Source organism: Streptomyces sp. NPDC107500 (assembly GCF_055582785.1).
In genome coordinates, this window is sequence record NZ_JBVJPF010000011.1 from 281,685 (window position 1) to 296,351 (window position 14,667).

Annotated in this window: 12 protein-coding genes; 8 read left to right on the forward strand and 4 right to left on the reverse strand. The window is 71.1% G+C overall.

The window, feature by feature from the left end:
• Nucleotides 1–20: 20 nt before the first annotated feature.
• Together ACZ67M_RS36605 and ACZ67M_RS36610 are read right to left on the reverse strand one after the other, a co-directional pair.
• Entirely contained in the window at nt 21–3,266 is a 3,246-nt protein-coding gene (locus ACZ67M_RS36605; protein WP_469854192.1) for an SCO5717 family growth-regulating ATPase, read from the reverse strand.
• Nucleotides 3,267–3,639: 373 nt separating this feature from the next.
• Nucleotides 3,640–3,933, reverse strand: coding sequence for a DUF397 domain-containing protein (locus ACZ67M_RS36610; RefSeq protein WP_307015410.1), 294 nt, complete (start codon nt 3,931–3,933; stop codon nt 3,640–3,642).
• 333 nt (nt 3,934–4,266) lie between these two features.
• On the opposite strand from ACZ67M_RS36610, the gene rpsO reads away from it, so the two are divergent.
• The 5 genes from rpsO (at nt 4,267) to ACZ67M_RS36635 (ending at nt 9,723) form a co-directional block, all read left to right on the forward strand.
• Entirely contained in the window at nt 4,267–4,554 is a 288-nt protein-coding gene (gene rpsO / locus ACZ67M_RS36615) for a 30S ribosomal protein S15 (RefSeq protein WP_064730122.1), read from the forward strand.
• 302 nt (nt 4,555–4,856) lie between these two features.
• Nucleotides 4,857–7,076 carry a polyribonucleotide nucleotidyltransferase gene (locus ACZ67M_RS36620; protein ID WP_230072612.1) on the forward strand — a complete coding sequence of 740 codons (2,220 nt, stop codon included), beginning with the start codon at nt 4,857–4,859 and terminating at the stop codon, nt 7,074–7,076.
• Entirely contained in the window at nt 7,073–8,452 is a 1,380-nt protein-coding gene (locus ACZ67M_RS36625; RefSeq protein ID WP_361368148.1) for a M16 family metallopeptidase, read from the forward strand. Before ACZ67M_RS36620 ends, ACZ67M_RS36625 begins: the two co-directional genes overlap by 4 nt.
• Nucleotides 8,453–8,478: 26 nt before the next feature.
• A complete protein-coding gene (gene dapB / locus ACZ67M_RS36630) occupies nt 8,479–9,231 on the forward strand; it encodes a 4-hydroxy-tetrahydrodipicolinate reductase (protein ID WP_382814665.1) in 753 nt (250 codons plus the stop codon).
• A 36-nt stretch (nt 9,232–9,267) separates the two neighbouring features.
• The gene (locus ACZ67M_RS36635) at nt 9,268–9,723 is read left to right on the forward strand and encodes a tetratricopeptide repeat protein (protein ID WP_469854193.1); all 456 of its coding nucleotides are present in this window, start codon (nt 9,268–9,270) and stop codon (nt 9,721–9,723) included.
• Between the two features lie 12 nt (nt 9,724–9,735).
• On the opposite strand, the gene ACZ67M_RS36640 is transcribed toward ACZ67M_RS36635, so the two are convergent.
• Both ACZ67M_RS36640 and ACZ67M_RS36645 read right to left on the reverse strand, forming a co-directional pair.
• Nucleotides 9,736–10,290 (reverse strand): hypothetical protein, encoded by a 555-nt coding sequence (locus ACZ67M_RS36640; protein WP_467324308.1) that lies wholly within the window; start codon nt 10,288–10,290, stop codon nt 9,736–9,738.
• Nucleotides 10,291–10,416: 126 nt separating this feature from the next.
• The gene (locus tag ACZ67M_RS36645) at nt 10,417–10,656 is read right to left on the reverse strand and encodes a hypothetical protein (protein ID WP_114533535.1); all 240 of its coding nucleotides are present in this window, start codon (nt 10,654–10,656) and stop codon (nt 10,417–10,419) included.
• Nucleotides 10,657–10,832: 176 nt separating this feature from the next.
• On the opposite strand from ACZ67M_RS36645, the gene thyX reads away from it, so the two are divergent.
• The 3 genes from thyX to ACZ67M_RS36660 all read left to right on the forward strand — a co-directional run bounded on the left by thyX (nt 10,833) and on the right by ACZ67M_RS36660 (nt 14,508).
• Entirely contained in the window at nt 10,833–11,573 is a 741-nt protein-coding gene (thyX, locus tag ACZ67M_RS36650) for an FAD-dependent thymidylate synthase (RefSeq protein ID WP_122615091.1), read from the forward strand.
• Nucleotides 11,574–11,770: 197 nt separating this feature from the next.
• Nucleotides 11,771–12,670, forward strand: coding sequence for a 4-hydroxy-tetrahydrodipicolinate synthase (dapA, locus tag ACZ67M_RS36655; protein WP_361368136.1), 900 nt, complete (start codon nt 11,771–11,773; stop codon nt 12,668–12,670).
• A gap of 152 nt (nt 12,671–12,822) precedes the next feature.
• Nucleotides 12,823–14,508, forward strand: a complete 1,686-nt coding sequence (locus tag ACZ67M_RS36660) for a ribonuclease J (protein WP_122615089.1) — start codon at nt 12,823–12,825, stop codon at nt 14,506–14,508.
• Nucleotides 14,509–14,667 lie beyond the last annotated feature (159 nt).

Sequence of the window (14,667 nt, forward strand, 5' to 3'; positions counted from 1 at the left end):
GCCTTCGGGACTCCGACGGGCTACTGCTGCGGCGGGGGCGGAGGGGTCTGCCCCGGCTGCGGATAGCCGTAGCCGGGCTGGGCGTGGGGCTGCCCGGGCTGGGGGTAGGGCTGCCCCGGCTGCTGCGGCGGCACCTGGCCCGGCTGGTGCGGGTACGGCTGACCGGGCTGCTGCGGCGGCACCTGCCCCGGCTGCTGCGGGTAGGGCTGGCCGGGCTGCTGCGGATAGGCCTGGCCCGGCTGGGGGTGACCCGGCATCTGCTGCTGGCCCGGCATCGGCGGGGCGGCGACCGGCGGCGGGTTGCCGTCGGACGTCCACAGGCCGTGCGACTGCTGGTGGCGGACGAAGTCCTCGGCGACCATCGCCGCGAGGTTGAAGTACGCCTCCCGCACCTTCGGCCGCATCATGTCGAGGTCGACCTCGGCGCCGGCGGACAGGTGCTCGTCGAAGGGGACCACGACGACGCCCCGGCACCGCGTCTGGAAGTGCCCCACGATGTCGTCGACCTTGATCATCTTGCCGGTCTCGCGGACTCCGGAGATGACGGTGATCGACCGCGACACCAGGTCGGCGTACCCGTGCGCGGACAGCCAGTCCAGCGTCGTACTGGCGCTGCTCGCACCGTCCACGGAGGGCGTGGAGATGATGATCAGCTGGTCGGCGAGGTCGAGCACGCCGCGCATCGCGCTGTAGAGGAGCCCGGTGCCCGAGTCGGTGAGGATGATCGGGTACTGCTTGCCGAGCACGTCGATCGCGCGCCGGTAGTCCTCGTCGTTGAACGTGGTGGACACGGCCGGGTCGACGTCGTTGGCGATGATCTCGAGACCGGACGAGGCCTGCGAGGTGAACCGCCGGATGTCCATGTACGAGTTGAGGTGCGGGATCGCCTGCACGAGGTCACGGATGGTGGCCCCGGTCTCGCGGCGCACGCGGCGGCCGAGCGTGCCGGCGTCCGGGTTGGCGTCGATCGCGAGGATCTTGTCCTGCCGCTCGGTGGCGAGCGTGGAGCCGAGGGCGGTGGTGGTGGTCGTCTTGCCGACACCGCCCTTGAGGCTGATGACGGCGATGCGGTAGCAGGAGAGCACCGGGGTGCGGATCAGATCCAGCTTCCGCTGCCGCTCGGCCTCCTCCTTCTTGCCGCCCAGCTTGAACCGCGAACCGCCGGCCGCCGGACGGCTGCTCTTCGCCTTCTGCCGCTTGTTGTTGAGCAGCCGGTCGGACGACAGTTCCACGGCCGCGGTGTAGCCGAGCGGCGCGGCACCCGGGTTGGTGGGCTGACGCTGGTCGTGCTGCATGGGCTGCGGCCAGGCGGCCCCGAGCCGGGGGTCGACCGGCTGCTGCTGGGGCTGCGGGGCGTCCGGCTGCTGCGGGTACTGGTGCTGCGGCTGGGGTGCCTGAGGTGCGTGGGGCTGTTGGGGGATGTGAGGCTGCTGCGGTGCCTGGGGGTGCTGGTGCTGCTGCGGCTGATGGTCGGGCTGACCGGGCACACCTGGCTGAGCGGGCACACCTGCCTGGCCCGGCTGACCGGGCGCGCCGGGCTGCATGGCCTGCGGCGGCTGCATCGCCTGGGGCGGCTGGGGCGTCTGGGGCGGAGACTGCGGTGCCTGGCCCGGCTGCGGCATCGGCTGGACGGGCGGGACCTGCGGGGCGTAACCGTGCGGCGTCGCCTGCGGCGGGACCGGCGGAACCTGGGCGGCGTCGGGCTGCGACTGCCCCTGCGGTGCCTGCGGGAACCCGTAGGCACCGGGCTGGGCGGGGGAGTGCGGCTGGGGCGGCTGCGCGGCGGCCTGCGGGAAGCCGTACCCGCCATCGGTCGCGGGCGTGGGAGCGCCGCCCGGCTGCTGGACGGGAGGCTGCGGTGCCGGAGGCGTGGCGCCGGGCTGCGGGAAGCCGTAACCGGCCTGCGGAGCGGGCTGCGCGGGCGGCGGGTTCCACGCGGCGGGCGCCGGCTGCGGGGCCTGCGGCTGGAACGGCGGCTGCTGGGCCGGTACGGCGGGCTGCTCCGGGGCGCCGGGTGCGGGCTGCGCGGGCCACTGGTGGGCCGGTGCGGGCGCGGTCGGCGGGTACGCCGGAGGCACCGGCGGCATCCCACCCTGGGCCGCGGGCGGCGCGTCCTCGGGAACGGCGTCCCGCGGGGCGTCGTCCTCGGGCGCGGAGTCCTCGGGCTCGTCCACCGCCGGGACGCTGTCCTCGGGCTCGGGGTCGGGCGCGGGCTCGGACACCTCGTCGGCGACCTCGCCGACAGCGGCGTCGTCCGCACCGTCCGTGTCCTCGTCGGCGTCGCCGGTCTCGGAGCCCGAGGCGTCCTCGTCCTCCGGTTCCACGGCATCGTCGGTGCCCGTGTCCGTGTCCGTGCCGGTGTCGGCGTCCGCGGCGGCACGCTTGGCGATCTCCTGCTGGAGAGCGGCCGCGGAGAAGCGCATGGTCGCGCCACTCTCAAGATCACCGTTGGCGGGCTCGGGCTCGGGCTCGGCCTCGGGCTCGGGTTCCGGCTCGGGCTGCGGCTCCGGTTCGGGCTCGGGCTGCGGTTCAGGCTGAGGCTCCGGCTCGGGCTGCGCCTCCTGAACCGGAGGGGCAGCGGGCGCCTGGAGCTGGAACCCTCCGGCCGGGAAGCTCGGCACGGCCGTGGGAGAGCTGAAATCCGCACTCGGGGCGGGCGCGGGCGCGGGCTCCGGCGCCTGCACCTCGGGCTCGGCCTCGGGCTCAGGCACCGGCTCCGGCTCGGGCCGCGCCGACGGCTGCTGCGGCGGCTGCGGCTCGAACCCGCTCCCGACCGGCAGCCGCGGCACCCCGGCCGGCCCCCCGGCAGGCGGGGCGGGCGGCGTGAAGGGCGCCCCGGGCCCGGGCGGCGGGGGCGGCGTGTACGGGGCACCCGGCGCGGGCGCGGGAGGCGGCGGTGTGAAGGGCGCGCCCGGCGCGGGAGCCGGAACGGCGGAAGGCCCGCCGGCCGGCGCCGCGTGCGGCGGAGGCGTCAGCCCCGGCAACGGCGGAACCGGACCACGGGGAGCAGGCGGAGCGGAGGGCGAGGCCGGAGAGGCGGAATCGGAAGCACCAGAGGAAGCGGACGACGAACCGGACGAACCGCTCCCGGCCCCCTCGTCCTCCTGCCCCGATCCGCTCTCACTGGACGCGTTCTGCGTGTACCAGGCGGGCGGCGCGTAGTCGATGGTGAACTCGCCGGTCGTCTCGACTGAGGACTCCGCGTCGGGCTGGTCATCGCCGGGTGTAGCCCAGCCCCCGCGGTTCCCGTCCCGGTCGCTGCTCACAGTTCCTCCTGGTGTGGTCGAGCACCCTCAAGCCGTGCTGGGGCGACCCTTGCTTGTCATTCGAAGTTGTCCAAGGCCGTTCGAGGTCGTCCGATGAACCGGCTCTTCCCCCTGAGACGCCGACGCCCGGTCCACGGATTCTGGCGTCGCGCCGGTCCCAGCCTAATCACCGCGACCCCCGCGACGGCAGGCCCGTCCGCCCGCCGACGTGAGCCCTCCGCGCCACAGTCCGGCAGAAAATGACACGGGCGGCCCCCGTCAATGAACAAAGCGGGCGATACCGGTGAACAACTCGGGCAGAACCCGGCCCCATCCGTTCCGAGCCTGCCCGAACCCCGTGGTGTGAATCCCGGTACCGCCCCCTGTCACGCCTCTACTCGGCGGCCTCGACGTCCCGTGCCGCCGGCTCCAGGTCGAACTCGCCGTCCCTGGCGCCGAGCACGAAGGCCCGCCACTCCGCCTCCGTGTAACGGAGCACGGTGCTCGGGTCCAGCGACGACCTCATGGCCACGGCACCCTCGGGCAGGTAGGCGATCTCGACCCGCTCCTCGTGCTCCTCGGTGCCGGGCGCGCTGTGCCATTCGACGCCCGAGATGTCGAGGGCGTAGAGCTCGTCCCGCTCCCGATCCTTGCGCGCCCTGAGTTCCTGGTCCTCGGCCTCGGCCATCGCGGTCCGGTCCTTCCTGCTGTGCCAACGAGCTGTGCCGTCACCCTACTTGTCCGTGTTACTCCAGGTCAGCGGTTCGCCCATGTACGTCCCCGGCGCGGGTGACGGCCCGCACGGCCCTCCACGGGGCCCTCCCCGGCGGCCGCTCGGGCCCGCGGACAGGGGCGTCCGCCCGGACTGGTACGCTGTGTGACGGCCGTATGTGTACGCGCCCCCGGAGCCTGAGCCCTGGAGGTCGCGCCCAGCGGATCCCCGCCTTCCGAGTTACGGAAGATCCCCCGAGACGTAGACCGGGGGCACTCGGTGGCCACACACAGACTAAGAGGAGTAAGCGTGTCGCTCGACGCCGCAGTGAAGAAGCAGATCGTCTCCGAGTTCGGTACCAAGGAGGGCGACACCGGCTCCCCCGAGGTCCAGGTCGCGCTCCTGTCCCGTCGGATCTCCGACCTGACCGAGCACCTCAAGACCCACAAGCACGACCACCACTCCCGTCGTGGTCTGCTGATCCTGGTCGGCCAGCGCCGCCGGCTGCTGCAGTACCTCGCCAAGAAGGACATCCAGCGCTTCCGTGCGCTGGTCGAGCGCCTCGGCATCCGCCGCGGTGCGGCGGGCGCCAAGTAGGACGCCGTGAAGGGAGCGGTTCCCATTCGTTCGGGGGCCGCTCCCTTTGCTGTACGTGCGCGGTGTCGCCCGCCCTTTGTAGTGTGGTATCAGACACAGCACGTACGACGTAGGACCCAACGAACGAAACGAGGAGAAGCGCGCTTCGCCGCCGCCGGTCCTCGGTAGTGGCCCCCGGGGGCAGAACCCCGGGTGCTTCGATCGAAGACCGGCCCGCATTGCACGGAGCGCTTCTCCGCGACCGTCCCCCCGCCACACGGGCGAGGAGGGACGAAAGACGACAAGTAACGGAGAAGACACTAGTGGAGAACGAGACCCACTACGCCGAAGCCGTGATCGACAACGGCGCGTTCGGCACCCGCACCATCCGCTTCGAGACGGGACGGCTGGCCAGGCAGGCCGCCGGTTCCGCCGTGGCGTACCTGGACGACGACACCATGGTGCTGTCGGCCACCAGCGCCTCCAAGAACCCCAAGGACCAGCTCGACTTCTTCCCGCTGACGGTGGACGTCGAGGAGCGGATGTACGCCGCCGGCAAGATCCCCGGCAGCTTCTTCCGCCGTGAGGGCCGCCCCTCCGAGGACGCCATCCTCACCTGCCGCCTGATCGACCGGCCGCTGCGCCCGTCCTTCAAGAAGGGCCTGCGCAACGAGATCCAGGTCGTCGCCACGATCATGGCCCTCAACCCCGACCACCTGTACGACGTCGTGGCGATCAACGCCGCCTCCGCGTCCACGCAGCTGGCCGGCCTGCCCTTCTCCGGCCCGATCGGCGGCGTCCGCGTCGCGCTGATCCGCGGTCAGTGGGTGGCCTTCCCGACGCACACCGAGCTCGAGGACGCCGTCTTCGACATGGTCGTCGCGGGCCGCGCCCTGGAGGACGGCGACGTCGCGATCATGATGGTCGAGGCCGAGGCCACCGAGAAGACCGTCAAGCTGGTCGAGGGCGGCGCCGAGGCGCCCACCGAGGAGGTCGTCGCCGCCGGTCTGGAGGCCGCGAAGCCCTTCATCAAGGTGCTGTGCCGCGCCCAGGCCGACCTCGCCGCGAAGGCCGCCAAGCCGACCGGCGAGTTCCCGGTCTTCCTGGACTACCAGGACGACGTCCTGGAGGCCCTCGCCGGCGCCGTCAAGCCGGAGCTGTCCCAGGCGCTCACCATCGCCGGCAAGCAGGAGCGCGAGGCCGAGCTGGACCGCGTCAAGACGCTCGCCGCCGAGAAGCTCCTCCCGGAGTTCGAGGGCCGCGAGAAGGAGATCTCCGCCGCGTACCGCTCGCTGACCAAGTCGCTGGTCCGTGAGCGCGTCATCAAGGAGAAGAAGCGCATCGACGGCCGCGGTGTCACCGACATCCGCACCCTGGCCGCCGAGGTCGAGGCCATCCCGCGCGTGCACGGTTCCGCGCTGTTCGAGCGTGGCGAGACCCAGATCCTGGGCGTCACCACCCTCAACATGCTCCGCATGGAGCAGCAGCTGGACACCCTCTCCCCGGTGACCCGCAAGCGCTACATGCACAACTACAACTTCCCGCCGTACTCCGTCGGCGAGACCGGCCGCGTCGGCTCCCCGAAGCGCCGCGAGATCGGCCACGGCGCGCTCGCCGAGCGCGCGATCGTGCCGGTGCTGCCGACGCGCGAGGAGTTCCCCTACGCGATCCGCCAGGTGTCCGAGGCCCTCGGCTCCAACGGCTCGACGTCGATGGGCTCGGTCTGCGCCTCCACCATGTCGCTGCTGAACGCCGGTGTGCCGCTGAAGGCCCCCGTCGCCGGTATCGCCATGGGCCTGATCTCCCAGGAGATCAACGGCGAGACGCACTACGTCGCCCTCACCGACATCCTCGGTGCGGAGGACGCCTTCGGCGACATGGACTTCAAGGTCGCCGGCACCAAGGAGTTCGTGACCGCCCTCCAGCTCGACACCAAGCTGGACGGCATCCCCGCCTCCGTCCTGGCCGCCGCCCTCAAGCAGGCCCGTGACGCCCGCCTCCACATCCTCGACGTGATGATGGAAGCGATCGACACGCCGGACGAGATGTCCCCGAACGCGCCGCGGATCATCACCGTGAAGATCCCGGTCGACAAGATCGGCGAGGTCATCGGCCCCAAGGGCAAGATGATCAACCAGATCCAGGAGGACACGGGCGCCGACATCACGATCGAGGACGACGGCACCATCTACATCGGTGCCGCCGACGGCCCGGCCGCCGAGGCCGCCCGCGCCACGATCAACGGCATCGCCAACCCGACCATGCCCGAGGTCGGCGAGCGCTACCTGGGCACGGTCGTGAAGACGACCACCTTCGGCGCGTTCGTCTCCCTGCTGCCCGGCAAGGACGGACTGCTGCACATCTCGCAGATCCGCAAGCTCGCCGGCGGCAAGCGCGTGGAGAACGTCGAGGACGTCCTCGGTGTGGGCCAGAAGGTCCAGGTCGAGATCGCCGAGATCGACTCGCGCGGCAAGCTCTCCCTGATCCCCGTGGTCGAGGGCGAAGAAGGCAGCGAAGACAAGAAGGACGACGGCGACAAGTGACGCCCCGTGGCTCCAAGGCGACGGCCCGCACCTCCTCGGAGGCGCGGGCCGTCGCCCGTACCCAAACCCTGATCAAGGGCGAGCACGGCACCGGCACGGTCCGCCGGACCACCCTCCCGGGCGGCCTGCGGATCGTCACCGAGACCCTGCCCTCGGTCCGCTCGGCGACCTTCGGCATCTGGGCCCACGTCGGCTCCCGCGACGAGACCCCGGCCCTGAACGGCGCCACCCACTACCTGGAGCACCTGCTCTTCAAGGGCACCCGCAAGCGCAGCGCCCTGGACATCTCCGCCGCCCTCGACGCCGTCGGCGGCGAGATGAACGCGTTCACGGCGAAGGAGTACACGTGCTACTACGCACGCGTGCTCGACACCGACCTGCCGCTCGCCATCGACGTCGTCTGCGACATGCTGACCGGCTCCCTGATCCAGGAGGAGGACGTCGACGTCGAACGCGGCGCCATCCTCGAAGAGATCGCGATGACCGAGGACGACCCGGGCGACTGCGTGCACGACCTCTTCGCGCACACCATGTTCGGCGACAGCGCCCTCGGCCGCCCCGTCCTCGGCACCGTCGACACGGTCAACGCCCTCACCGCCGACCGCATCCGCCGCTTCTACAAGAAGCACTACGACCCCACCCACCTCGTGGTCGCCTGCGCCGGCAACGTCGACCACAACAAGGTCGTACGCCAGGTCCGCGCCGCCTTCGAGAAGGCCGGCGCCTTCCGGGAGCCGGTGGCCCGGCCCGCCGCCCCGCGCGACGGACGGCGCTCCATCCGGGCCGCGGGTCGCATGGAGCTGATCGGCCGCAGGACCGAGCAGGCCCACGTCATCCTCGGCATGCCGGGCCTCGCCCGCACCGACGACCGGCGCTGGGCCATGGGCGTGCTCAACACCGCCCTGGGCGGCGGCATGTCCTCGCGTCTGTTCCAGGAGGTCCGCGAGAAGCGCGGCCTCGCCTACAGCGTGTACTCGTACACCTCGGGCTTCGCCGACTGCGGCCTCTTCGGCGTCTACGCGGGCTGCCGGCCCTCGCAGGTGCACGACGTGCTGAAGATCTGCCGGGACGAGCTGGACCACGTCGCCGAGCACGGACTGACCGACGACGAGATCGGCCGCGCCGTCGGCCAGCTCCAGGGCTCCACGGTCCTCGGCCTGGAGGACACCGGCGCGCTGATGAACCGCATCGGCAAGAGCGAGCTGTGCTGGGGCGAGCAGATGTCCGTCGACGACATGCTGGCCCGGATAGCCTCGGTCACGCCGGACGACGTCCGCGCGGTCGCCCGCGACGTCCTGGGGCAGCGGCCCTCGCTGTCGGTCATCGGCCCGCTGAAGGACAAGCAGGCGTCCCGGCTGCACGACGCCGTCGCCTAACGATCCCCGGTAAGGAAGCAAGAGACATGAGCAAGCTGCGCGTGGCCGTCCTCGGTGCCAAGGGCCGGATCGGCTCCGAGGCGGTACGGGCGGTCGAGGCCGCCGAGGACATGGAGCTGGTCGCGGCCCTCGGCCGGGACGACAGCCTGGACACGCTGGCCGACACCGGCGCCCAGGTCGCCGTCGAGCTGACCACCCCCGCCTCGGTGATGGACAACCTCGACTACTGCGTGAGCCACGGCATCCACGCCGTCGTCGGCACCACCGGCTGGACCGACGAACGCCTCGCGCGGCTGAACTCCTGGCTCGACGCCTCCCCGGGGACGGGCGTGCTCATCGCGCCCAACTTCTCCATCGGCGCCGTGCTCACCATGAAGTTCGCGCAGCTCGCCGCCCCGTACTTCGAGTCAGTCGAGGTCGTCGAGCTGCACCACCCGAACAAGGTGGACGCCCCCAGCGGCACCGCCACCCGCACCGCCCAGCTGATCGCCGAGGCGCGGCAGAAGGCAGGCTCCGCTCCGGCGCCCGACGCCACTGCCACCGCCCTGGACGGAGCCCGCGGCGCGGACGTCGACGGTGTCCCGGTCCACGCGATCCGCCTGCGCGGCCTCCTCGCCCACCAGGAGGTCCTGCTCGGCGGCGAGGGAGAGACCCTCACCGTCCGGCACGACTCCCTGCACCACAGCAGCTTCATGCCGGGCATCCTGCTGGGCGCCCGCCGGGTGGTCACCACCCCGGGCCTCACCTTCGGCCTGGAACACTTCCTGGACCTGAACTGAGACCCGGCCCGGACCCCGAACAGAGCCCCTGACCCCATGCGCGCGAAGATCTCCTACCTCGTCACGGCCGCCGTCCTGGTCTTCTACTTCGTCCTGGCCGGCGGCCGCGGGGTGATGCTCATCGAGGCCGGCACACCTCTCACCGTCACGTTCGGCGCCGCGGTGCTGATCCTGCCGGTCATCGGCGTCTGGTTCCTCTGGAAGAACACCCAGTTCGTCCGCAGGGCCAACCAGCTCGCCGCGGAACTCGACGCCGAGGGCGGACTGCCCGTGGACGAGCTGAAGCGCACCCCCAGCGGCCGCGTCGACCGGGAGTCCGCCGACGATGTCTTCGCCCTGCGCAAGGCCGAGACGGAGGACGCCCCGGACGACTGGCGCAGCTGGTTCCGCCTGGCCGTCGCCTACCACGACGCCCGCGACACCCCGCGGGCCCGCAAGGCGATGCAGCGGGCGATCGCCCTCCACGACGGCAAGCCCGTCGAGGCCGCCTGACCCCTGCGCGGCTCAGACCCGCCGGTACTCGGCGGCCCACGCCTCCACGGCGTCGGCCGCCCGGTCGAAGGCCTCCTCGCGCGCGAGGAAGTCGGAGTTGTGCGTGGTCAGCAGGGGCGGCAGCGGGTCCGTGGACCGGCCCTGCCGGACGAGGAGCAGCGCCTGCCCCTGCACCGTGCGCGGCAGCCCGAGCCAGCGCACCGGCTGCTGCACCGTGCGCATGCTGGCGACCTGCTGCCAGGCCACCGTGCGGGTGCTGAGGAAACTCACCTGACGCACGCCGTGCGCGCTCACCCACACGCCCATGCGCAGAATCCGCAGGGCGCAGGCGATGACGACGGCCGCGATGCCGAAGACCACGCCGGCCGAGGACAGCGTGCCCGTAGCCGCGATGATCACCGCCGCGAACAGCACGAACGAGGCGAGCAGCAGCATCACCGCAGCCGCCCCCACCCGCCAGGGCCCCGGCCGGTAGGGCCGGCGCCACAGGTCGCGGTCGTCGTACGGCAGCGCGACGTCGTCGGCCGCGTCGAAGGCGCGGTCGGCCGTCAGGAAGGGCAGGGGCACGGCTGGTCCTCACTCGTTCCATGGCACATGACATGTGCTGTGCCCGGTGAGGCTACCGACCTGTGTCTGCGGTCACCACTCTCGGGGGTCCGGACGGGAGCTGCCCCCGACCGTCCCCCGGCCCGTCTAGCGTCCCTCGGACGCCTGTGACGGCTGCTTGTGCGGTGCGGGCTGGTCGGTCGACAGGGCGGGCATCCCGATCAACAGGGAGCCCGCGATTCCCGCGACGACGGTGAGACCGAGCAGCCAGCGTCCGGCCTGCTGGCCGAAGGACGCCCGCTCGCGGGGAGGGGGTGTGACATTGCTGCGGAACCTGTCGGCTTCGGCGACGAAGGCGAACGGCACGGGTTCACGCCGGCGGATCATGGAGCTGCGTCTCCCTTCGGGGACTTGATGCTTCGCTGTTACTCATACAGACGAACGAACGCCCCTCCAGGTGCCCTGTTTCACCGACTTCATTGCGGCACGGCAGTGAAAGCCCGATTCAGCGGTGGCCGTAGAGTGGCCCCGCCAAACGACGAGCTGGGAAGGCCCTCCACACCGTGACCGACACACCCCCCGACGACTCCAAGATCGAACTCCGCAGCGACGTCACCGTCGAGCTGGTCAAGAGCAGCGCGACCGACTCCGACGTGCTGTTCGCCGCCCGTGTCTCCACCGTCGGGGAGCAGTCCCTCGCGGAACTGGACAAGGACCCGGAGCGCTCCAAGGGCCTGATCAACTACCTCATGCGGGACCGGCACGGCAGCCCGTTCGAGCACAACTCGATGACCTTCTTCATCAGCGCCCCGATCTTCGTCTTCCGCGAGTTCATGCGGCACCGCGTCGGCTGGTCGTACAACGAGGAATCGGGCCGCTACCGGGAGCTCCAGCCGGTCTTCTACGTCCCGGACACCTCCCGCAAGCTGGTCCAGCAGGGCCGGCCCGGCAAGTACGTCTTCGTCGAGGGCAGCCCGGAGCAGTACGAGCTGGTGGGCGGCGCCATGGAGGACTCCTACCGCCAGGCGTACGCCACGTACCAGCGGATGCTCGCCGCCGGCGTCGCCCGCGAGGTCGCCCGCGCGGTGCTCCCCGTCGGCCTGTACTCCTCGATGTACGCCACCTGCAACGCCCGCTCGCTGATGCACTTCCTGGGCCTGCGCACCCAGCACGAGCTGGCGAAGGTGCCCTCCTTCCCGCAGCGGGAGATCGAGATGGTCGGCGAGAAGATGGAGGCGGAGTGGGCCCGGCTCATGCCCCTCACCCACGCCGCCTTCAACGCCAACGGCCGGGTCGCGCCGTAACGCGTCCCGAAGCCGGGCACAGATGTGCGCATCAGCCGTGCGAGGTGTCCGTATTGCGGCGTTTGGAGAAGTTCATCTAGCCTGATCAAAGGGACCCGGCACTGCTTGAACCCCCGAGCAGGCAGTGCCGGGCTCCACATACCTCTCGACAGGCCCTAAGGCAGACCCCGCCCTGAGCAACGAGTAGCGTGTAACCCATGGCTCCGACCTCCACTCCGCAGACCCCCTTCGGGCGGGTCCTCACCGCCATGGTCACGCCCTTCACGGCGGACGGCGCACTCGACCTCGACGGCGCCCAGCGGCTCGCCACCCACCTGGTGGACGCAGGCAACGACGGCCTGATCGTCAACGGCACCACCGGCGAGTCCCCCACCACCAGCGACGCGGAGAAAGCGGACCTCGTACGAGCCGTACTGGAGGCGGTCGGCGACCGGGCCCACGTCGTCGCCGGCGTCGGGACCAACAACACCCAGCACAGCATCGAGCTGGCCCGCGCCGCCGAGCGCGCCGGAGCACACGGCCTCCTGCTGGTCACGCCGTACTACAACAAGCCCCCGCAGGACGGCCTCTACCTGCACTTCACGGCGATCACCGATGCCGCCGAGCTGCCGGTCATGCTCTACGACATCCCCGGCCGCAGCGGCGTCCCGATCAACACGGAGACCCTGGTCCGCCTCGCGGAGCACCCCCGGATCGTCGCGAACAAGGACGCCAAGGGCGACCTCGGCCGCGCCAGCTGGGCCATCGCACGCTCCGGCCTCGCCTGGTACTCCGGCGACGACATGCTGAACCTGCCGCTGCTCTCCGTGGGCGCGGTCGGCTTCGTCTCCGTCGTCGGCCACGTCGTCACCCCGGAACTGCGCGCCATGGTGGACGCGCACGTCGCCGGTGACGTACAGAAGGCACTGGAGATCCACCAGAAGCTGCTCCCGGTCTTCACCGGCATGTTCCGCACCCAGGGCGTCATGACCACCAAGGCCGCGCTCGCCCTCCAGGGACTGCCCGCCGGACCGCTGCGCGCGCCGATGGTCGGTCTCACGCCCGAGGAGACCGACCAGCTCAAGATCGATCTTGCCGCCGGCGGGGTACAGCTCTGACAACAGACTTCGCACCACCGCACGGCCGCACGGACTTCACAACTGAATAGGCGGGCCACCGGTGCCCGCACCCACACGACAACTGCTTCTGCACGAACGTCACGCGCGCCACGTGCCCACCGGTACGTGGCGCGTGTGGTGAGGAGAGTCTTTTGAGTCATCCGCACCCTGAACTGGGCCGGCCCCCGGCGCTCGCGAAGGGCGGCCTCCGGGTCACCCCGCTCGGCGGCCTGGGCGAAATCGGCCGCAACATGACGGTCTTCGAGTACGGCGGCCGTCTGCTGATCGTCGACTGCGGAGTGCTCTTCCCCGAGGAGGAGCAGCCCGGAATCGACCTGATCCTGCCGGACTTCTCGTCCATCCGGGACCGCCTCGACGACATCGAGGGCATCGTCCTCACCCACGGGCACGAGGACCACATCGGCGGCGTCCCCTTCCTCCTGCGCGAGAAGCCGGACATCCCGCTGATCGGCTCCAAGCTGACCCTCGCCCTCATCGAGGCCAAGCTCCAGGAACACCGCATCCGCCCGTACACCCTCGAGGTGGCGGAGGGGCACCGCGAACGCGTCGGCCCCTTCGACTGCGAGTTCGTCGCGGTCAACCACTCCATCCCGGACGCGCTGGCCGTCGCCATCCGCACCCCCGCGGGCATGGTCGTCCACACCGGCGACTTCAAGATGGACCAGCTGCCGCTGGACGGCCGCCTCACGGACCTGCACGCCTTCGCGCGCCTCAGCGAGGAGGGCATCGACCTCCTCCTGTCCGACTCGACGAACGCCGAGGTCCCGGGCTTCGTCCCGCCGGAGCGGGACATCTCCAACGTCCTGCGCCAGGTCTTCGCCGGAGCCCGCAAGCGGATCATCGTGGCGAGCTTCGCCAGCCACGTCCACCGCATCCAGCAGATCCTGGACGCGGCACACGAATACGGCCGCCGGGTCGCCTTCGTCGGCCGCTCCATGGTCCGCAACATGGGCATCGCCCGGGACCTCGGCTACCTCAAGGTGCCGCCGGGCCTCGTCGTGGACGTCAAGACCCTCGACGACCTGCCGGACAGCGAAGTGGTCCTGGTCTGCACCGGGTCCCAGGGCGAACCGATGGCCGCGCTGTCCCGCATGGCCAACCGGGACCACCAGATCCGCATCGTCAACGGCGACACGGTGATCCTGGCCTCGTCCCTGATCCCGGGCAACGAGAACGCGGTCTACCGCGTGATCAACGGCCTCACCCGCTGGGGAGCCAACGTCGTCCACAAGGGCAACGCCAAGGTCCACGTCTCGGGCCACGCCTCGGCCGGCGAGCTGCTGTACTTCTACAACATCTGCCGCCCGAAGAACCTGATGCCGGTCCACGGCGAATGGCGCCACCTGCGCGCCAACGCCGAGCTGGGCGCCCTCACCGGCGTCCCGCACGACCGCATCGTCATCGCCGAGGACGGCGTCGTCGTCGACCTCGTCGAGGGCAAGGCGAAGATCTCCGGCAAGGTCCAGGCGGGATACGTCTACGTCGACGGCCTCTCCGTCGGTGACGTCGGCGAGCCCGCCCTCAAGGACCGCAAGATCCTCGGTGACGAGGGCATCATCTCGGTCTTCGTGGTCATCGACTCGTCCACCGGCAAGATCACCGCGGGTCCGCACGTCCAGGCCCGCGGCTCGGGCATCGAGGACTCCGCGTTCGCCGCGGTGCTCCCCAAGGTGACCGAAGCACTGGAGCGCTCGGCCCAGGACGGGGTCGTCGAGCCCCACCAGCTCCAGCAGCTGGTGCGCCGGACGCTCGGCAAGTGGGTCTCGGACACGTACCGGCGCCGGCCGATGATCCTGCCTGTCGTGGTGGAGGTCTGACGGTCCGTCGGATCTCCGGCAGCGTCAACCTGGAGCGGGGGGGGGGGGGGGGGGGGTGGGGGGGGAGGGCCACAAGAGGGTGCGAAACCCCTCTCGGAGGAAAACCAAAACATAGGAGGGGGGGGGAGGGTAAGGGGGGGGGGGGATGTACGCTAGAGA